This window comes from Burkholderia sp. AU6039 (genome assembly GCF_002223365.1).
GTDB lineage: Bacteria > Pseudomonadota > Gammaproteobacteria > Burkholderiales > Burkholderiaceae > Burkholderia.
Genome location: NZ_NKFK01000005.1, coordinates 1,132,943 through 1,152,177 on the forward strand (window position 1 = coordinate 1,132,943; position 19,235 = coordinate 1,152,177).

The window sequence follows — 19,235 nt, forward strand, 5'->3', positions numbered from 1 at the left end:
TCAGTACGCGCCGGACAGCAGCGTGCCGGCGCCGGGCACGATCGGCTCGAGGTCGAGCTCGCGCAGCATCGCGTAGGTCGTCGCGATCGCGGCCGTGATCACGGGCTTGCCCGTCATCGCCTCGACCTTCGCGACGGCCGGCAGCGACGGCATCTGCACGCAGGCAGACAGCACGATTGCATCGGCGTCCTGGTACGGCAGCGTCTTCACGATGTCGGGCAGGCGCGCCGGGTCGTGGCGGCCGACGTCGAGGTTGTCGGGGATCTCCAGCGCGCGGTACGCAAGCACGTCAAAGCCTTCGTTGCGGATGTAGTCGACCACGAGTTCGGTCAGCGGCAGCATGTACGGCGCGACGACGACGATCCGCTTCGCGCCGATCACCTTCAGTGCGTCGACGAGCGCGCCCGCACTCGTCAGCACCGGCGCCTGCGCGCCGTTGTCCGCCGTGTGCTTCGTCAGGCGTGCCTGCGACACGCGGTGATAGCCGTGCCCCATTGCCATGATCGCGACCAGGCACGCGTAGCCGAGCACGTCGACGCGTGCATCGCTCAGTTCCACCGCGCAGCGGTCGGATTCGGCGTCCATCGCCGCGAGTTCTTCCTTGACGACCTTCTTCATCCGCATCCGGCTCGAGTGATACGTGAAGCGCTCGGGGCGGATCGCTTCGCGCAGCCGCAGCATCGCGGGAATCTCGGTTTCCATCGTCGTGTTGGAACTCGGCACGATCTGGCCGATGCGGTAGGTCTTGCTCATGACGGAAGGCTCCGTGTCGGTAAGGGTGGGGCGGCACGCGGGTGCGGGATCGCCGGATGTCGAGCAAAGTCTAGTGTGTACATTTGAAAATGGCAATGGATCAAAATGACGTCGATCTTGCGTTTATCGCTTTTTGGTGGGGGTATTCATGGAATTATTGGTGTTTTCCCGAATGCCGTTGCCGCTGACGACAATCCGCTTGTCCTGAATAAATTGAGTGTGTACGCTACATAAACGCCATTCAATCCGCCCGTTCTCGCGCCGCGTTCGGCCACGGGCCCACGATCAGGAGATCCGCATGAGCACACCCCGTATCGCAATCATCGGCGCCGGTCTCGGCGGCACGGCCGCCGCGGCGCTGCTGCAGCGCGGCGGCTACGACGTCGCGCTGTACGAGCAGGCGCCGGCGTTCTCGCGCCTCGGCGCGGGCATCCACCTCGGCCCGAACGTGATGAAGATCATGCGGCGCATCGGCTGCGAGGACGCGCTGGAGACGATGGGTTCGCATCCGGATTACTGGTACAGCCGCGACTGGCAGACGGCCGACGTGCTCGCGCAGATCCCGCTCGGCGACTACGCGCGCAACGCCTACGGCGCGCGCTACCTGACCGTGCATCGCGGCGATTTCCATGCATTGATGACGCAGGCGGTGACGCCCGGCACGATCCGCTTCGGCAAGCGGCTCGCGGCGGTGGAGGACACCGGCGACGCGGTGCGCCTGACGTTCACCGACGGCAGCGTCGAGACGGCCGACATCGTGATCGGCGCGGACGGCGTGAATTCGCGGATCCGCGAGCACCTGCTCGGCGCGGAACCGCCGCGCTATACGGGCTACGTCGCGCACCGCGCGGTGTTCCCGGCGTCGCTGCTCGGCAACAAGCCGTACGACATGTGCGTGAAGTGGTGGTCGGAGGATCGCCACATGATGGTCTACTACGTGACCGAGAAGCGTGACGAGTATTACTACGTGACCGGCGTGCCGCAGGCCGAATGGCCCGAAGGCGTGTCGATGGTCGACAGCAGCCGCGACGAAATGCGCGAGGCGTTCGCGGGTTTCCATGCCGACATCCAGCACCTGATCGACGTGTCGCCGTCGATCACCAAGTGGCCGCTGCTCGAGCGCGATCCGCTGCCGTTGTGGAGCCGCGGCCGCCTCGTGCTGCTCGGCGACGCGTGCCATCCGATGAAACCGCACATGGCGCAGGGCGCGGCGATGGCGATCGAGGATGCGGCGATGCTCGCGCGCTGCCTCGATGAAGTCGGCGTCAGCGACTACGCGGGTGCGTTCGCGCTGTACGAGGCGAATCGCGCAGCGCGTGCGTCGAAGGTGCAGCTCGTGTCGCACAACAACACGTGGCTGCGCACGAACGAGGATCCGTCGTGGGTGTTCGGCTACGACGTGTTCGACGTGCCGCTCGTCTCGCCGTCGCGCAACAGCGTCGCGGCCGTGGCCTGACGCGTACGCGGTGCCCACGCCGGCTGGTGCTGCGCCGTCGGCGTTGCGAGCGCCGATGTGCCGGGCCATGTGTTTTTCGGCGTGTTATATGTCAGGCGCGCGCCGGCGGCAGTGCCCGCTGCCGGTCGCCCGCCGCATTCCGGATCCATTCATGTCTCATCCCGCTTCCCCGTCGCGGCCGCTGGCGTTTCGCGTGAACGGCACGCCGCACACCTTCGTCGAGGCCGCGCCCGACGCGCCGCTGCTGCTGGTCCTGCGCAACGACTGCGCGCTCAATGGCCCGAAGTACGGCTGCGGGCTCGGGCAGTGCGGCGCATGCACGGTGCTGGTCGACGGGCAGGCCACGCGTTCGTGCGTCGTGCCGGCCGCCGCCGCGCACGGGCGCGACGTCACGACGCTGGAAGGGCTCGGGTCGCCCGACGCGCCGCATCCGGTCCAGCGCGCGTTCATCGACGAGCAGGCTGCGCAGTGCGGCTATTGCCTGAACGGGATGATCATGAGCACGAAGGCGCTGCTCGACCGCAATCCGTCGCCGGACGACGCGGCGATCCGCGATGCGTTGCGCTTCAATCTGTGCCGCTGCGGCACGCACCTGGAAATCATCCGGGCCGTGCATCGCGCGGCACGCTACCTGCGAGGCGGCGATGAAGCCTGACGCGGGTTTGCCCGTCGAGTCGGCGTGCGTGACGGATCCCGAGCCGCGCGATGCAGCCGGCACCGATGCATTGCGCGCACACCGCGCGCGCTACACCTGGCCGATCGGCGATGCGCATGCAGACGCGCAGGTATCGCTCGACGTCGAAACACGGACCGCGTCCGACGGGCGGATGACGACCTGGCGCTATCGCGCGCAGGCGGCCCCGGACGATCGCCACGCGCCGCACGTTGCGAAGGCCGAACGCGCGGATACCGGCCCGACCGAGCTGTTCGTCTACCGGCATGCGCAGACGTCGATCGAACTCGCCGATGCCGGTCACACGATTCCCGGACGCGCGCACGTGTTCGCCCGCGAATCCTTCGTCGACGAACTCGCGGGCGCGTTGCAGCGCGATCCGGTCGCGTTGCGCCTGCAGCATCTCGACGCGGCGCGGGACGCCGGGCCGCGCGAGATCATCCGGATGGTCAGCGAGCGTGCGGCATGGGGCGCGCCCGCCGCGGTCGCCCCGGATGCCCATGCGCGCCTGAGCGGGCGCGGCTTCGCTTTCGATGGCGCCGCAGCGCCTTCCGGCAACCCACCGGCGGCCGTCGACGCGACGGGCGACGGCGATGCGCGCTGGTCCGCATGGGTCGTGGATCTCGAGGTCGACCGCGCGACGGGCGACGTCGCGGTGCGGCGCGTCGTGGCCGGGCAGGGTGCCGGCGCACCGGGCGACGCGTCGATGGCCGGCTTGCCCGCATGGCAGATCGAGGCGGCGATTTCGCGCGTGATGGGGGCGCGCCTGTCCGCACGGCCCGCGCACGACGAAACCGGCATGGGTGCGCAGCCGGATGCGATCGCTCATGAACTGATTGCGTTCGACGATACGGATACGGCCCATCGCGCGCACGGCGAGCTGTCCGTGCACGATGCGCGCCGGATCGAGCAGGCGGCGGCGCCCGCGGCGGCGGCGATCGCGAACGCACTGTACGACGCGACGGGCGTGCGGTTTCGCGCACCGCCGTTCGATGCCGAGCGCATTCGCGCGGCGCTTGCGCGACCGGTGCCGGCCGATTCCGCGGAAGCGGGGCGCAGCGACCCGCGTCGCGCGTCGCGCTGGCGCCGCTGGCTGGCCGGCGGCGGCGTCGGCGGGGTGGTCGGCGGGCTGATCGGTCTGGCCTGCGCGATCCTGCCGGGCCCCACGTCGATCGCACCCGTTGCGCCCGGCGGCGCGGACGGCGCGATGTGGAGCGCGGCGATGCTCGAGCGCGGCCGCCTGGTCGCGCTCGCCGGCGACTGCGCGGTGTGCCACACGGCGCCCGGCGGCGCGACCAACGCGGGCGGGCTCGCGCTCGATACGCCGTTCGGCACGATCTACACGACGAACCTCACGCCCGATCCGGACACCGGCATCGGCACGTGGTCGTATCCGGCGTTCGCGCGCGCGATGCGCGAAGGCATCTCGCGCGACGGCACGCACCTGTACCCCGCGTTCCCGTACACGGCGTTCGCGAAGCTGAGCGAGCCTGACCTGCTCGCACTCTATGCGTACCTGATGTCGCAACCGCCGGTGAAGCACGTGCCGCCGAGGACGAAACTGCCGTTTCCGCTCGACCACCGGCGCCTCGTCGCCGGCTGGAACTGGCTGTTTCACGATGCGCGGCCGTTCGCGCCGGACCCGGCACGCTCCGCGACGTGGAATCGCGGCAAGTATCTGGTCGACGGCGCCGGGCACTGCGGCGCGTGCCATACGCCGCGCAATGCGCTGGGTGCGGAGAAGGGCGGTGTTGCGTACCTGTCGGGCGGCGAGGCCGAGGGCTGGGTCGCGCCGCCGCTCGTCGCGTCGCCGGCTTCGCCGGTGCCGTGGACCGAAGGTGCGCTGTTCGACTACCTGCGCACGGGCTTTTCCGCGCAGCATGGCGTCGCGGCCGGGCCGATGGCGCCCGTCGTCGCGGGGCTCGCGGCGCTGCCGGAGGCCGACGTCCAGGCGATCGCACACTATCTCGCATCGCTGTCGCCGCCCGTCGACGCAGCGGCGGCCGCCGACGCGGCCGCCCGGCAGGCGCGCGGCGCGGAAGCCGTCACGACGCTCGGCCTCGAGAACGGTCGCCGGGCGTTCGACGCCGCGTGTGCGGTGTGTCATGCGGAATCGGGCGGCGTCGGGCATTTCGGCGTACGCCCGCTGATGGGGCTCAACACGAGCGTCAGCCAGGCCGCGCCGGACAACCTGCTGCGCGTGCTGCATCACGGGATCGACCAGCCGGCCACCGGCGAACTCGGCTACATGCCGGGCTTTGGCGACGCGTTCGACGACCGGCAGATGGCCGAGCTGGCCGCGTATATCCGCGCGCGCTACGCGCCGGGGCAGCCGGCGTGGCGGAACCTGGCGGAGGCGTCGGCACGAATCCGGCAGGAAGTTGCGCACTGATCGGCCACCAGGCAACGGGGCTGCGGGCAACCGGCAACCGGCAACCGGCAACCGGCAACCGGCAACCGGGCAAAACTACCCGCTGACGCGATCTGGCCCGGAACGGGGGCGGAAATATTGCCCCATTTTCATCATCGTTTAACCATTCGAAACAATGTGTTCACTGAAAGGGGCATGATCTCCGGCGATCGAGCAGGCATACTGTCGCCTATGTTGCTCAATGCGCGTCGAACGGCGCGCGCCTGCCCCCCATGTCCATTCCAGTTTCCTTTCGAACCTTGCGATGGTTGACCGTCGCGGCTGCCGTATGCTTGCTCGCCGCGTGTTCGACCGCTTCCGACGTGACCGCGACGTCGAACCCGAACGTGTTTACCGTGACGACGCGCACGGTCGGCGTGTCGACGACGTGGGCCGATGCCCATACGAAGGCCGTCGACGAAGCCACCAACTACTGCACGCAGCGCGGCATGCGCGCGAGCATGAAGCAGGAATCGCTGACCAGCGGCAGCCGTGTCGGCGCGCGCTCCGAACTCGCGTTCGAGTGCCATCCGACCTTCGAGACGGCGTCGAACCCGCGCGGTTGAGCGACCGGCGGCGTTGACGCCGCGTCCGTGCCGCACGTTTTCCTTCCCCCGCATGCAAAACGACCCGCGATGCCGTTCAGGCACATCGCGGGTCGACGCACGTCCGGTGCGGGCGGCGGCGGTTACGCCGGCTGCGCCTCGTACAGCTTCACGCACGCGGAGAAGTCGAGCGTGCCGAGCCCCTGCTGGCTCATCGACTGATAGAGCTGCTGCGCGAGCGCGCCCATCCACACCGGCTGGTGCGCGCTGCGCGCCGCTTCGGTCGCGAGCCCGAGATCCTTCAGCATCAGGTTCGCCGCGAACCCGCCCGCGTAGCCGCGCGCGGCCGGCGCGGTGTCGCTCACGCCCGGATACGGGTTGTACGCGTCCGAGCTCCAGCAGCGGCCGGTCGACGTATTGATGATGCCGGCCAGCACGGCCGGATCGATCCCGAGCGCCGCGCCGAGCGCCATCGCTTCCGATACGCCCATCATCGAGATCCCGAGCAGCAGGTTGTTGCAGATCTTCGCGATCTGCCCGGTGCCCGTGCCGCCGCACTGCACGACGTTCTTGCCCATGTCGAGCAGCACGGGGCGGATGCGCTCGAACAGCGCGGCGTCCGCGCCGACCATGAAGGTCAGCGTGCCGGCCTGCGCGCCGCCCGTGCCGCCCGACACGGGCGCGTCGGCGAGCGGGAAGCCGCGCTGCGCGGCGGCCTCGGCCACCGCGCGCACGGTGCCCGGATCGATCGTGCTGCAGTCGATCAGCGCAGCGCCGGCGCGTGCGCCGGCCAGCACGCCGTCATCGCCGAGATAGACCGCGCGCACGTGCTGCGCGGCCGGCAGCATCGTGATCACGATCGCGCCGCGCGCGGCCGTTTCGCGCGGCGAGCCGGCGGCCGTCGCGCCGGCGCGCACCGCGACGTCGACCGCGTGCGTGTCGAGGTCGAACACCGTCAGCGCGTGGCCGGCTTTCAGCAGGTTGGCGGCCATCGGGCCGCCCATGTTGCCGAGTCCGATGAATGCAATTTCCATTGACAGGCTCCCGGGTCAGCGCAGCGCGATCGTCGTGTTCACGCCGCCGGCCGTCGCGTCGTCGTCGAACCAGCGCGCGGTGACCGTCTTCGTCTGCGTATAGAACTGCACGACCTGCTTGCCGTACGGGCCGAGATCGCCGAGCTTCGAGCCGCGCGAGCCGGTGAAGCTGAAGTAGGGCACCGGCACCGGGATCGGGATGTTGATGCCGACCTGGCCGATGTCGATCTCGCTCTGGAACTTGCGCGCGGCCGCGCCGCTCTGCGTGAACAGCCCCACGCCGTTGCCCATCGGGTTGCGGTTGACGAGCGCGATCGCTTCGTCGAGCGTGTCGGCTTCGAGCACGACCACCACCGGCCCGAAGATTTCTTCCGTGTAGATCGACATGTCGGTCGTCACGCCCGAGAAGATCGTCGGGCCGACGAAGTTGCCCTGCTCGTAGCCGGGCACCTTCACGTTGCGGCCGTCGAGTTCGAGTTTCGCGCCGGCCTTCACGCCTTCGTCGATCAGCGACAGGATGCGTTCCTTCGCGGCCTTCGACACGACCGGCCCGACGTCCGTGCCGGCTTCCGCGCCCGCATTGACCTTCAGCGCCTTCGCCTTCTCGACGAGCTCCGGCAGCCAGTCGCGCGCCTTGCCGACCAGCACGACGACCGACGTCGCCATGCAGCGCTGGCCGGCCGCGCCGAAGCCCGCGCCGACGAGCGCGTTGATCGACTGCTCGCGGTGCGCATCGGGCAGCACGACCGCGTGGTTCTTCGCGCCCATCATCGACTGCACGCGTTTGCCGTGCTGGCTGCCGAGGTTGTACACGTGCGTGCCGACGCGCGTCGAGCCGACGAACGAGATCGCCTTGATGTCCGGATGCGTGCAGAGGCGGTCGACCACCGTCTTGCCGCCGTGCACGACGTTCAGCACGCCTTGCGGCACGCCGGCCTCGATCGCGAGTTCGACGAGCTGCATCGTCGACAGCGGGTCCTGCTCCGACGGCTTCAGCACGAACGTGTTGCCGCACACGATCGCCATCGGGAACATCCACAGCGGGATCATGCCGGGGAAGTTGAACGGCGTGATGCCCGCGCACACGCCGATCGGCTGGCGCAGCGTGTAGGTGTCGACGCCGCCCGCGACGTTCTCCGCGAATTCGCCCTGCTGCAGCGTGCCGATCGAGCACGCGTGCTCGACCACTTCGAGGCCGCGGAAGATGTCGCCCTGTGCGTCGGGCAGCGTCTTGCCTTGTTCGGCCGTCAGCGTGTGCGCGATCCGTTCGAGATTGCGGCGCACGAGATCCTGGAACTTCAGCATGATGCGCAGCCGCGCGCCGACCGGCGTCGTCTTCCAGGTCTGGAACGCGCGTTGCGCGGACGCGATCGCGGCATCGACCTCGTCGAGCGTCGCGAACGGCACGCGGCCGATCACTTCCTGCGTCGCCGGGTTGACGATGTCGCCCCATTCGGCGCTTTGCGATTCGACGAACGCGCCGTCGATCAGCAGCTTGGCGGTGGGCAGGGCGAGGGTGGTCTGGGGAACTGCGGCGTTCATGGATGTCTCCGTAAAGCGGTGTGACGATGAAAAGGGTGTCTGCTTGCGCCGCGCGTAGAGGCGCGGCGGGCAGCAGGCTGAACTGAAATCGATCGAATGCCGGCCGGCGCGCTCACGCGCGTGCCGGTCGCATCAACGCGGTACACATGAGCGCGAACACGCCGAAGCCGACGAGGTACGCGATCACGTAATGCGGCTGGCCGCCGCCGGCCTTGAGCAGCGACGTCGCGATCATCGGCGCGAAGCCGCCGCCGATCACGCCGGCGAGCTGCACCGACAGCGAGATGCCGCTGTAGCGGATTTCCGCCGGGAACTGCTGCGCGAACAGCAGCGATTCCGGCGCATAGAGGATCGGGAACACGACGCCGAGGCCGAGCACGATCGCCCACCACGCGTACGACACCTGCTGCGTGCCGAGCATCATGAAGAACGGCGCGGCGAACGCGCACATCAGCACGAGGCCGATCGCGAACATCCGGCGCTGGCCGATGCGGTCGCTCAGGTGGCCGCACAGCGGCATCGTGACGAGCGACAGCGCCGCGCCGGCCGTGATCGCGTGCAGCATCTCGGCCTTCGGCAGGTGCAGCTGCTGCGTTGCGTAGGCGAGCGCGAACGTGACGACCATGTAGAACCAGGTGTTCTCGGCGGCGCGGGCGCCGACGATCGTCAGCACCTCGCGTGGATGGCGGCGCAGCGCGGCCGTCACCGGCGACTTCTCGGCCTTGCCCTGGCGCTGCATCTTCTCGAAGTCGGGCGATTCGGGCACCTTCGCGCGGATGAACCAGCCGAGCCCGACGAGCGCGATGCTGGCGAGGAACGGCACGCGCCAGCCCCACGACAGCATGTCGGCTTCCGGCAGCGCGGCCACCGCGGCCATCGCGACCGACGACAGGATCAGGCCGAGCCCGACGCCCGTCTGCGGCAGGCTGCCGAACAGCCCCTTGCGGCCCTTCGGCGCGTGTTCGACGGCCATCAGCACCGCGCCGCCCCATTCGCCGCCGACGGCCATCCCCTGCAGGAAGCGCATCGCGATCAAGAGCGCGGCGGCCCAGTAGCCGATGCGGTCGTACGACGGGATCAGCCCGATGATCATGCTCGGCACGCCCATCAGCAGCAGCGTGATCATCAGCATCGACTTGCGGCCGATGCGGTCGCCGAAGTGGCCGAACACGATGCCGCCCATCGGCCGGCCGATGAAGCCGACCGCGAACGTGCCGAACGCGGCGAGCGTGCCGACGACCGGGTCCAGCGACGGGAAGAAGATGCGGTTGAAGACGAGGGCGGCGGCCGTGCCGTAGAGGAAGAAGTCGTACCACTCGATCGTGGTGCCGGCCATGCTGGCCCAGCCGGCCAGCAGGTAGTGCTTCGCGGTGCGCGCGGGCGCCGGCGCCGCGACTGTCGCATGCTCATCGAGGGTGGATCGGGTCTGCATGGTGTCTCCGTGGTGGTGCCGCGGCTCGTGGTCCGCAGGTCACGGTCGAGTATAGTTATGCGCAGATTCATCATGTACCGATAAAGAAACCGGTTGGATGTGCATTTATGCATATCGACGGCCGGCCCGGAGACGCCAGCCCCTTTTTCCCCCGCTAATGCGACACGCCACCGAGCCGGTTTCCGGCACCCTGAACTGGGACGACCTGCGCTTTTTCCTCGAAGTCGCGCGCACGCAGCGCGCGAGCGGCGCCGCGAAGCGGCTGGGCGTCGACTACACGACCGTCGCGCGGCGCATCCGCGCGCTCGAGGCCGCGATGGGCACGCTGCTGTTCGACAAGTCGCGCTCCGGCGGCTTCACGCTGACGGCCGAAGGGCAGCGGCTCGTCGCGTATGCGGACGCGATGGAGACGACCGTGCAGTCCGCGTGCGACCAGGTCGCGAATACGGGCGAGGCGCTGTCGGGCCATGTGCGGATCGGGTCGACTGAAGGGTTCGGCTGCTTTTTCCTCGCGCCGCAGCTCGCGCAGTTTCGCGCCGAGCATCCGCACGTGACGGTCGACCTGCTGCCGGTGCCGCATTTCGTCAACCTGCCCAAGCGCGAGGCGGACCTGGCGATCACGCTCGAGCGGCCCGAGCGCGGGCCTTACGTGGTCACCAAGCTGTGCGACTACCAGCTGCGGCTCTATGCGACGCGCGACTATCTCGCGAACCATGATCCGATCACCTGCACGGACGATCTCGCGCGGCACGCGTTCATCAGCTACGTCGACGATCTCGCGTTCAGCAACGAGCTGCTGTACCTGGACCGCGCGGTGCCGGGCGCGACGGCCGGGCTGCGCACGACGAGCGTGATCGCGCAGTATTTCGCGGCGCTGCAGGGCGGCGGGCTCGCGATCCTGCCGTGTTTCATGGCGGCCACGCAGCCGGCGCTGGTGCCGGTGTTGCAGGACGACGTGGTCGTCACGCGATGCTTCTGGCTGACCTGCCGCGAGGATCTGCGCAAGCTGCGGCGCGTGACCGCGCTGTGGGATTACCTGCGCGCGGCGGCGGACGCGAATCGCGCGCTGCTGTCGGGGGAATCGGGGAGGCTCAGGTTCGTCGGCGAGCCGGAATAGTGCGTGACGTGGCCGCGGCGAAGGCGGCTGTGCGGTTCATTGCGTGAACACGACCCGGCGGCGAACTTGCCGGCAAGCGAAGCATTGAAGAATCGGGGAATCGGGGGCAAGACAGATGGCATTGACGCATGCGGGCAAGGTCTTCGTGGTGTGTGTGGCGGTCTTTGCCGTGACCGCTTATTGGCTCGCGTCGCGCATGGTGCGTCGCCAGTCCGGCGCCAGGCACGGTGCGAAGGGGGCACCGAATCGCGGCGCGGTCGCATTCTGGTGGCTCGTGTGCTTTTGCCTGGTGTCGCTGTTCTTCCCGTTCGCGTACTGGATCGGCGACGAACTCTACGTTCTGGCCGTCTCGCCGAAATACGAGGCGACGGTCGTGTCCTACACGTCGGAGTGGGATACCTGCGAGCGCCGCGATAGCGACGGGCGGACCGAACGGTATCAGTGCCTGAAATACACGTCGATACTGGAAGCCGCGCTGCCCGACGGCAAGCGCGTGGTGATGCCGGGCAACGTCCGTTCCGGCGGCGCGCCGGAAATCGGCGAGCGGATCGATGTCGTGTTGCCGCCCGGTGCGGATCAATGGCACGAACGCAGCGTGCGCAGTGTCGGCCTGCTGGCCGGCGGCGCGGTAATGGTCGCGATGATCGGGTACTTCCTCTACCTGATCGCGGCGTACGGCGCCGGCCGGAACCTCGACGGCGCGGCTCGCTTCGGCGTGGCGGTGGTGATGAACGGGCTCGTGCCGCTCGGCGCGCTGCTGATGGAAATAGGGTTCCTGAGCGTGCCTTACCGCTACTGGGCGCGAGGGAATCCGGAAGACTGGCCGGTGTGGGTGCTGGCGCTCAGCCTGCTGTTCGCGCTGGCGCTGCTGCCGTTGCTGCTCATCTACGCGCGAACGGCCTGGCGCGCGGTCGTGAAGTAGCGGAGGCGGCGGCGCGGTTGTGCCATCATGGCCGCACCGACAGCCGCCAGGAGACGGTCGTGGAAATTCATTCGCAGTGGACGTTCGATTGCCGGCCCGAGCATGTCTGGCCGCATTTTCTCCATGCCCGGATGGACGACACGCGGCCGTTGCTGTTCCGCCTCGGCGTGCCGAAGCCGGTCAGTTGCCGCGTGCTGGAAGGCGTGCCGGCCGTCGGCAACACGCGGCAGTGCACGACCGATCGCGGCACGATCGACCAGCGGATTCTCGTGCTCGACGAGCCTCGCCGGCTGCGTTACCGGATGGTGGCGTCGACGGTGTGGTGCCGCGACTGGGTCGGGCTGCTCGAGGACGAATTCACGCTGACGCCGATCGAGGGCGGCAGGACCCGCGTCGAACGGCGCACCGTGTTCAGCGCACGCGGCCTCTTCAAGCCGGTTCGGCAGATCGGGTTATGGCTCGCGTTGCAGCAGGCGCACCGGTATGCGGCCCGCAACTGGCGGCGCCTCGCGATGGCGGCGCAGGGGCAGGCGGCCGAGATGGCGCCGGCGCGCTAGGCCCTGGGAGCCGGCGCTCGACGAGCCGCCAGCCACCCCGCGATCGCGCACCGGAACCCGGTTTTCAACCCGGGCACTCGAGCCGGTCCGCGAGTTCGTTCAGGTCCCTGACGTCGAAGTCCCACGCGTCGTCCGCTTTCAGGTCGGTCGTCTGGCCCGGCCCGTGTTCGGTCGGCCGCAGCACGAACGCGGTCGACAGCCCCTGGCGGCGCGCGGCCGCGAGATCGCCGTTGTGCGCGGCGACCAGGCACAGCTCGGCCGGTTCGACGCCGAGAATATCGACCGTATCGCTATAGACCTGCGGCGACGGCTTGTACGCGCGGACGACCTCCGCACCGAGAATCGCATCCCACGGCAGCCCCGCGCGTTTCGCGACGTCGACCATCAGCCGGATGTTGCCGTTCGACAGCGGCGCGATGATGTAGCGTCGCTTCAGCCGTTGCAGCGCCGCGACGGCGTCGGGCCACGGGTCGAGGCTGTGCCACGCGAGGTTGAGCGCGTCGATGTCGGCGTCGGGCACGTCGTCGATTCCGTAGCGGTCGAGCGTGCGGACCAGGTTCTCGCGGTGCAGGACGTCGAGCCGCACGTAGCGGCGGCGCCCGCTGCGGATTTCTTCCATCGACGGCGAATATTCGGCCCGCCACGCATCGGCGAATTCGAGCGGGTCGAGCGCGGGGGCATAGCGGTCGAGGAACGCGGCGGCGCCGCGTGCGACGCCGCTTCTCCAGTCGACGATCGTTCCGAAGACATCGAAAACGAGCGCCTTGATTTCGGTTGTGGGCATCATGCGATCCTTTGCGGCGGCAGGTGATCAGGCATGGGCCGCTGCGTTGTCTACGCGAACAAGGGCGGCCTTCCGCTGACATTAGATCATGTCTGCGAGGGTACGCGTTGCGGCAGCGGCCCGTTTCGAGTCAGCCGGCGTGCCGCTGGCACGGCGCAAACCGATGTTGCGCGGGTTGTAGCAGCACGCAGTTGACCGCTTCGCCGGTTTTCGCGTTTCGGCCTTTTCCCTCGATGCGGAAGTCGTTGCCGGCGATCCAGGTCGCGTCGGTCGTGCTGTCGCTGGAAAACAGATAGTCGCCGATGACCGTGTCGCTGTCGGCGAAGTTGGCCGACCACGTTTTCAGATCGAGTGCGGGGCCGTATGTCGCACGCATGGCGCCAAACCGAATGCCGATCGCCTTGGCAGTCGGCGTGCCATGATCGACGCCGAGCCACGACAGCATCCAGTTGCCATCGTTGCTGCGGTTGACATGGGTAACGGCGGGCCAGTCGATTGGGCCGATCGTCCTGGGCGCGGCAAGCTCGCATTGATAGAGCTGCCGCTGCGTGACGTCGGGTTGCCATCGCATCACGACACTGTCGGGTGCGCAGGACCAGCCGTCGATGGTTTGCGGCCGGGTCAACGTGACGCTCCAGACGTCGACATCGAAATCCTGGCGCAGAAGCCCCTTGATTTCCAGCGCGCCCATTCTCACACTCGTGTCGGAATGTGCGCCGATAGGCTGGCGGTTCCAGAATCCTCCGCCGGTCTGCACGTATTGCACTTCGCTTCCAGCGGGAAATGACACACCGGCCACGACGATGGGGCGATCGGCCGTTCCGTCGACGTGGTTTCCCGGGGTGCCCAGAAACTGATCGAGCGCACCCCAGCCGAACAGGACGAGTACTGGCAAGCTGAAGAACAGCAGCGTCAGCCCGCCGCGTTTGCCGGGCGGTTGCTTGCGCAGGAGCCAGGAAAAGGCACCCGTCAACAGTGCCCAGACCACGAAGAAAATCAGCAGGTAGAAGGCTAGATCTACGACTCCGCCCAGCTCGCCGGCTTCGGCCTTGCAGATTGCCGGTGCGAGCAGCGGTAGCGTGAGCAGGGGGCGGACCGGAGGAGCCTTTACTTGCACGTATTCAATCCCAGTGTGTGGCAGGTATGTTGGTTGAAAAGTCGACCAACTACACCTGCTGCACATACTATCCGACTGCACAAGCGAATTGTGATCGATGGGCAATGTTGTGAGCTGCTTGGCAACGGGCCATTAATATCTCGGACGTTGGCGAGAATAATTACCATTCGTAAGGGGGGATTCGATGGCGCTGTACGAGATGACAGGTGAAAACCTTAAGGAAATCAGACCTCAGACGTTTACCAAGCTCGGGATACTCGAGCGTCAAAACATCCAGAAAGCCATTCGTGCACACATAACTGCAATTACTCCAGGCGTCAGGACAATGGTGCTTGCTGAGGAATTCGGAGACTGGGTCGGGGCGAACAGGCGTATTGACTTGCTTTGCCTTGACGATCAGGCTCGGCTCGTGGTTGTGGAGCTCAAGCGAGACAATGATGGCCATATGGAGCTTCAGGCTCTTCGCTATGCAGCAATGATCTCAACGATGCGATTCGATCAGGCTGTTGAAGCGCACAAAAAATATCTCCGGTCGATCGGGGCAGCAGAGGATGCGGAGCAGGTGATCAGAGCATTTCTCGGTGTGGAAGAGGGCAATGTTGCGTTGTCGGACAAGGTTCGCATCATCTTGGCGTCGGCAGACTTTTCGACCGAGCTGACAACCACTGTCTTGTGGCTCAATAAACAGCGGCTGGACATTCGCTGTGTACAAATGCGTCCTCACGAGATTGCCGATCGCGTGTTGATTGACATACAGCAGGTCATACCTCTTCCGGAAGCTGAACAGTATCAGGTTGCTGTCCGGGAGAAGTCACTGGAACAGGAAGCCGCGAGGGAGTCGGAACGAGATCTGACACGCTACGATTTGATAATCGGCGATGACTTATACCCGAGTCTGCCGAAGCGGCGGCTCATTCACGCGATCGTTACTGAGGCATTTAAGCAGGGCGTCACTTTGAGCGCTATCGAGAGTTCGGTCCCATGGAGAGGCAATCTTTTTCTGTCCGCTGTTGGCGATCTCGACGAAGTCGAATTTGGAAGCGCCGTCGGGGGCGAGCAAACACGATACTTTACGGCTGATGACGAGCTGTTTTATGTAGATGGTAAAACTTGTGCGCTCTCGAATCAGTGGGGGCTGCGTACATTGCAGGCTGTTGACGCCATCATCGGCCATATGCCGAACGCAGACAGGGTCCGTTATGAGGCTGCCTCCGGAAAGGTCGACGAGGTGACTTACGGTGGGCATGTAATTCGTCGCCGTGATACTGGCACGATCGAGGTCGAGTTCGACGGTGTACTTCAATCGCCAGCGATGTCCGCGCTACGAGACCTCGCCGAACGCTTGGGTGTTTCAATGGAGAACGGCAACGGTAACCCTCTCAATACGCGCGCGCTCGGAGCGAGTGTAATGGCTGCAATACGTGCGTTGTAGAGATTTGCTGAACCAGCGGTAGTACAGGAAAAGAGCCAATCAGGACAATCGTCCCGGTTGGCTCCATATATAGATTCGCTGTCGAGTACAGTCATGATGTCGTTGCGACGGAGCGCTCCGGCGCAAAACCGTTTCCCGGTAACGGGTGCTCACGATCTCGAGTCGCCGGCCGCCTTCAATGCCACTTGCGGATCTGTACCTGCACCTTGCCGTCGCGGATTGGCATGACGTCGGGACTGTCGTCGCCCACTTCGCTCGCGATCAGGTCGTTCAGGCGGCCGTTCATCGCGAGCAGCAGCTCGCCGTGCCGCTTCCGGTCCATCGCGAGATTGCGCATCTCGCCCGGATCGCTCGCGATATCGAACAGCTCGACGTCGTTGCGCGCGAACAAGCCCTCCATCGTCGTCGGCCGGTTGAATTCGAGCGGCGAGAAATAGCGCGTGAACCGGTAGCGGCCGTCGAACACGCTGCGGATCGTGCCGCGCAACCGGAAATCGGGCTGCTGCGCGAGCGCGCGGCGCAGCAGCTCGTCCTCGGGCACGCCTTTCTGGCGCATCGTGCCCAGTTCCTTCAGCATCCATTCGCTGTCGTAGTAGAGCAACATCGCGTAGTTGAACAGCGTGGCATCACGGGCCGCGTGCAGCTTCGCGTCGGCCGGCTTCGCGAGCCAGCGCGTGAGGTCGTGCCCCTTCAGCGCGCTGCCGCGAATCGACGCGAGCCGCGCATCGTCGAGACCGGTGAGCCCGAGCAGCGTCGGCGCGATGTCGATGTGCGACGTCAGCGCATCGCACTGCATGCCGCCCGGATACGCGGGATGGCGGATCACGAGCGGCACGTGGTTCTGCGGCTGGTACGCGGTCGCGCCCTTGCCGACGAGCTGGTGCGCGCCGATGTGATCGCCGTGGTCGGCCGTCATCACGACGATCGTGCGTTCGTCGAGGCCGAGCGACTGCAGCGATTGCAGCAGGCGCACGACATGCGTGTCGCAGTCGCGTACGCAGTTGAAGTAGTTGTCCTGATAGATGCGCAGGCGTTCGTCGGTGAACGGATAGCGTCCGACCAGGTTCGCATGCGCGGCGTTGAACATCCCGTGCGCCGGGGGCCGCCCCGGCTCGTCGTACGGCTGCCGCCGCGAAGCCGCGAGCGGCACGTCGTGCCATGACGTGCGATACAGCGCGTCGTTCGGCGGCGGCGCGTTGCCGAGCATCGGGTGGTTCGCGTCCTGCACCGTCGAGCCGTTCGTGTCGGTGTTCACGAACATCGCGTCGTGCGGGTTCACCAGGTTCACCGCGAGGAACCACGGCTTGCCTTCCTTCGCGAGACGCGGCGCGTGGTTGCGCATCCAGCTCACTGCCGCCTCGGCCGTGATCCCGTCGTACTGGTAGCCGCCGCGCACCATCCCGATCAGGTCGCCCACGCCGAAATAGTCGTCGAAACCGTACGACCGGATCGTGCGGTTGTAGTCGGCCACGGGTGCCGTGTACGGACTCGCGGTTTCGTGCATCGACGCGCTCAGGTGCCACTTGCCGAGATACGCGGCGTAGTAGCCGGCGTCGCGCAGCATGTGGCCGACCGTGCGCACGTCCGGCGACATGTCCTTCTGCCAGGGCACGCCCGCGTTGTCGAGCACGCCGGTGTGCTGGATGTGCTGCCCGGTGTAGACCGTCGAGCGCGACGGTGAGCACACGCAGGCGGCGATCTGGTGGTGCATGAACGTGATGCCGTCGCGGCGCAGCGCTTCGCGGCCCGGCACCGGGAACGGCCAGCGATCGAAGTGGCGCTCCTGGTCGGTCAGGATGAACAGGATGTTGTAGCCGGCGGGCGGCGCGGCGGGGGCGGTCGTCGCGCCGTGGAACGCGGGCGCGGGATCGACGCCCGCGCCGGCGGCGACCGGGGCGACCGGCGGCGCGCTCGCGGCCAGCGCGTCGGCGCCGAAGCCGGCCGCCGCGACGGCCGCGCCGGCCCGCTTGAGGAACTGGCGCCGCGGGGTGGGTTCGGCGGCGGGGGTGTCCTGATCGTCTTTCACGTCGGCTGTCTCCTGGTCATGCCGGCTCGTGCCGGGGGTTTTCATGCGGACGACTATGCGGCAGGATCGTGTATCGATCGATGAAAGATCAGGGTCGATCGATAACCTGACGAATATGAATGACGGAGGCGCCCGTGACCTACGATCCACGCGGCCCGGCCCACCGCACGCGGCCGGAACCGCTCGCGCCGCCCGGCGCGCCGGCCCACGAGCAGCGCATCGCGCAGGCGCTGCGCCGGCTGCGCGTGCGCGACATGGAAACGCTCGACTCGCTCGGGCGCACGCGCAGCTTCGCGCGCACGGCCGAGGCCGCGTCGATCACGCAGCCCGCGTTGTCGAAATGGCTGCGCGAGCTCGAGGACGCGCTCGGCCTGCCGCTGTTCGAACGCACGTCGCGGCGCGTCGCGCCGACCGTCTACGGCGATGCGCTGCTCGAATGCATCGGCCGCGTGCTGACCGACATGCGCGGCGTCGCGCCCGCGTTCGATGCGTTGCGCACCGGCACCGGCCGCCCGGTATCGATCGGCCTGCTGCCGAACATGGCGCCGCAACTGATTCCGGGCGCGCTGGCGTGGCTGCGGGAAGCCGGCCGCGCGGTGCAGCTCAACGTGCGCGAGGACACGCTCGACCGGATGCTCGCGCAGGCGCAGCGTCACGAGCTCGACCTGCTCGTGTGCCGGCTCGACGCGTCGGCGCTGAGCGCGGGGCTCGACGTCGCGCCGCTGTATCGCGACGACATGATCGTCGTATGCGGGCCGCGCCATCCGCTGCTCAGGCGCGCGCGGATCGGCTGGCGCGACGCGGCCGCGTTCCCGTGGATCGCGCCGCCGCTCGGGTCGCCCGCGCGCACGGCGCTGGATGCCGAGTTCGCGAATGCGGGCTTGCCGCCACCGCCCGTGCTGATGGAATCGGTGTCATGGCAGACCAACCGCGTGGTGGCCGGGCAGTCGCCTTGCCTGTTCGTGCAGTCGGCCCGCGCGTTCGAGCTGGCCGTGCGCGCGGGGGAGCGGGTCGGCCGGTTGCCGCTGAAGCTGTCGACGATGCCGGAAACGGTCGGCGCGCTGTATTCGGCACCCGCGGGCGTGTCGGTCGCGGCCGCGATCGATGCATTGAAGGCCGTGACGCGCATGGAACCCGGCGCGGTGGCATGAAGGCGAACGGAGCCGGGCGTCGCCACAATCTGACGAACGGTTTGCAGGCTCGCCGCGCACCCCGCGCGGCGTTGCCCCGGGTTGTCGCGCCGTGCGCAAGTCTTTCGGCGAGCTGACTGCCGGTTGCAACCGCCGTGCCGACCACGCGTAAGCCCTGATGCACGTGGATGCGCCGCTTGCCACGGATTGGTGTTAAATGTATTTCGGCGCGTGTTGGCACCGCGCGCAATACGGGGCGCACCGGGCATCGGCGTAAACCCGGAGCGAAATACGGCACGAAGGAT

General features: G+C 67.5%; 16 protein-coding genes. 9 read left to right on the forward strand and 7 right to left on the reverse strand.

The features are described 5' to 3' along the window. A complete protein-coding gene (locus CFB39_RS22945) occupies window positions 1–753 on the reverse strand; it encodes an Asp/Glu racemase (protein WP_089474552.1) in 753 nt (250 codons plus the stop codon). Between the two features lie 298 nt (window positions 754–1,051). Here CFB39_RS22945 and CFB39_RS22950 point away from each other — a divergent pair, with 298 nt between their 5' ends. The 4 genes from CFB39_RS22950 to CFB39_RS22970 all read left to right on the forward strand — a co-directional run bounded on the left by CFB39_RS22950 (window position 1,052) and on the right by CFB39_RS22970 (window position 5,858). Beyond that, window positions 1,052–2,209 carry an FAD-dependent monooxygenase gene (locus CFB39_RS22950; RefSeq protein ID WP_089474553.1) on the forward strand — a complete coding sequence of 386 codons (1,158 nt, stop codon included), beginning with the start codon at window positions 1,052–1,054 and terminating at the stop codon, window positions 2,207–2,209. A gap of 151 nt (window positions 2,210–2,360) precedes the next feature. Then, a complete protein-coding gene (locus CFB39_RS22960) occupies window positions 2,361–2,864 on the forward strand; it encodes a (2Fe-2S)-binding protein (RefSeq protein ID WP_089474555.1) in 504 nt (167 codons plus the stop codon). Then, window positions 2,854–5,274, forward strand: a complete 2,421-nt coding sequence (locus tag CFB39_RS22965; protein WP_089474556.1) for a c-type cytochrome — start codon at window positions 2,854–2,856, stop codon at window positions 5,272–5,274. Before CFB39_RS22960 ends, CFB39_RS22965 begins: the two co-directional genes overlap by 11 nt. A 251-nt stretch (window positions 5,275–5,525) precedes the next feature. Then, a complete protein-coding gene (locus tag CFB39_RS22970; protein ID WP_089474557.1) occupies window positions 5,526–5,858 on the forward strand; it encodes a hypothetical protein in 333 nt (110 codons plus the stop codon). A gap of 122 nt (window positions 5,859–5,980) precedes the next feature. Here the strand turns inward: CFB39_RS22970 and mmsB are convergent, their stop codons facing one another. From mmsB to CFB39_RS22985, 3 genes are all read right to left on the reverse strand, one after another. Next, entirely contained in the window at window positions 5,981–6,871 is an 891-nt protein-coding gene (mmsB, locus tag CFB39_RS22975) for a 3-hydroxyisobutyrate dehydrogenase (RefSeq protein ID WP_089474558.1), read from the reverse strand. A gap of 15 nt (window positions 6,872–6,886) precedes the next feature. Further along, complete coding sequence (locus CFB39_RS22980; protein WP_089474559.1) at window positions 6,887–8,413, reverse strand: CoA-acylating methylmalonate-semialdehyde dehydrogenase; 1,527 nt, start codon at window positions 8,411–8,413, stop codon at window positions 6,887–6,889. A gap of 112 nt (window positions 8,414–8,525) precedes the next feature. Further along, a complete protein-coding gene (locus tag CFB39_RS22985) occupies window positions 8,526–9,845 on the reverse strand; it encodes an MFS transporter (RefSeq protein WP_089474560.1) in 1,320 nt (439 codons plus the stop codon). Between the two features lie 157 nt (window positions 9,846–10,002). Here CFB39_RS22985 and CFB39_RS22990 point away from each other — a divergent pair, with 157 nt between their 5' ends. From CFB39_RS22990 to CFB39_RS23000, 3 genes are all read left to right on the forward strand, one after another. Beyond that, window positions 10,003–10,962 carry a LysR family transcriptional regulator gene (locus CFB39_RS22990; RefSeq protein ID WP_089474561.1) on the forward strand — a complete coding sequence of 320 codons (960 nt, stop codon included), beginning with the start codon at window positions 10,003–10,005 and terminating at the stop codon, window positions 10,960–10,962. A 115-nt stretch (window positions 10,963–11,077) separates the two neighbouring features. Continuing rightward, on the forward strand, window positions 11,078–11,884 hold the full coding sequence (locus CFB39_RS22995) for a uracil permease (protein ID WP_089474562.1): 807 nt from the start codon (window positions 11,078–11,080) through the stop codon (window positions 11,882–11,884). A 59-nt stretch (window positions 11,885–11,943) separates the two neighbouring features. Further along, a complete protein-coding gene (locus CFB39_RS23000) occupies window positions 11,944–12,441 on the forward strand; it encodes an SRPBCC family protein (RefSeq protein ID WP_089474563.1) in 498 nt (165 codons plus the stop codon). A 64-nt stretch (window positions 12,442–12,505) separates the two neighbouring features. Here the strand turns inward: CFB39_RS23000 and CFB39_RS23005 are convergent, their stop codons facing one another. Next, complete coding sequence (locus CFB39_RS23005) at window positions 12,506–13,228, reverse strand: haloacid dehalogenase type II (RefSeq protein ID WP_089474564.1); 723 nt, start codon at window positions 13,226–13,228, stop codon at window positions 12,506–12,508. A gap of 127 nt (window positions 13,229–13,355) precedes the next feature. Then, window positions 13,356–14,342: a hypothetical protein gene (locus CFB39_RS39590; RefSeq protein ID WP_144030303.1), complete on the reverse strand. Its 987-nt coding sequence runs from the start codon at window positions 14,340–14,342 to the stop codon at window positions 13,356–13,358. Between the two features lie 184 nt (window positions 14,343–14,526). Between CFB39_RS39590 and CFB39_RS23015 the strand changes: the two genes are divergently transcribed. Then, window positions 14,527–15,774 carry a hypothetical protein gene (locus tag CFB39_RS23015; RefSeq protein WP_089474566.1) on the forward strand — a complete coding sequence of 416 codons (1,248 nt, stop codon included), beginning with the start codon at window positions 14,527–14,529 and terminating at the stop codon, window positions 15,772–15,774. A 175-nt stretch (window positions 15,775–15,949) separates the two neighbouring features. On the opposite strand, the gene CFB39_RS23020 is transcribed toward CFB39_RS23015, so the two are convergent. After that, on the reverse strand, window positions 15,950–17,800 hold the full coding sequence (locus tag CFB39_RS23020; RefSeq protein WP_089475637.1) for a sulfatase-like hydrolase/transferase: 1,851 nt from the start codon (window positions 17,798–17,800) through the stop codon (window positions 15,950–15,952). 134 nt (window positions 17,801–17,934) lie between these two features. Between CFB39_RS23020 and CFB39_RS23025 the strand changes: the two genes are divergently transcribed. Next, complete coding sequence (locus CFB39_RS23025; RefSeq protein ID WP_089475638.1) at window positions 17,935–18,951, forward strand: LysR substrate-binding domain-containing protein; 1,017 nt, start codon at window positions 17,935–17,937, stop codon at window positions 18,949–18,951. The last annotated feature ends 284 nt before the right edge of the window (window positions 18,952–19,235 follow it).

Coding starts and splice junctions, on each gene's coding strand:
- CFB39_RS22995 (WP_089474562.1), top strand. CDS start 11,078: ATGGCATTGACGCATGCGGGCAAGGTCTTCGTGGTGTGTGTGGCGGTC.
- mmsB (WP_089474558.1), bottom strand. CDS start 6,871: ATGGAAATTGCATTCATCGGACTCGGCAACATGGGCGGCCCGATGGCC.
- CFB39_RS22980 (WP_089474559.1), bottom strand. CDS start 8,413: ATGAACGCCGCAGTTCCCCAGACCACCCTCGCCCTGCCCACCGCCAAG.
- CFB39_RS23015 (WP_089474566.1), top strand. CDS start 14,527: ATGGCGCTGTACGAGATGACAGGTGAAAACCTTAAGGAAATCAGACCT.
- CFB39_RS22945 (WP_089474552.1), bottom strand. CDS start 753: ATGAGCAAGACCTACCGCATCGGCCAGATCGTGCCGAGTTCCAACACG.
- CFB39_RS22990 (WP_089474561.1), top strand. CDS start 10,003: ATGCGACACGCCACCGAGCCGGTTTCCGGCACCCTGAACTGGGACGAC.
- CFB39_RS22965 (WP_089474556.1), top strand. CDS start 2,854: ATGAAGCCTGACGCGGGTTTGCCCGTCGAGTCGGCGTGCGTGACGGAT.
- CFB39_RS22970 (WP_089474557.1), top strand. CDS start 5,526: ATGTCCATTCCAGTTTCCTTTCGAACCTTGCGATGGTTGACCGTCGCG.
- CFB39_RS22985 (WP_089474560.1), bottom strand. CDS start 9,845: ATGCAGACCCGATCCACCCTCGATGAGCATGCGACAGTCGCGGCGCCG.
- CFB39_RS22950 (WP_089474553.1), top strand. CDS start 1,052: ATGAGCACACCCCGTATCGCAATCATCGGCGCCGGTCTCGGCGGCACG.
- CFB39_RS23005 (WP_089474564.1), bottom strand. CDS start 13,228: ATGATGCCCACAACCGAAATCAAGGCGCTCGTTTTCGATGTCTTCGGA.
- CFB39_RS22960 (WP_089474555.1), top strand. CDS start 2,361: ATGTCTCATCCCGCTTCCCCGTCGCGGCCGCTGGCGTTTCGCGTGAAC.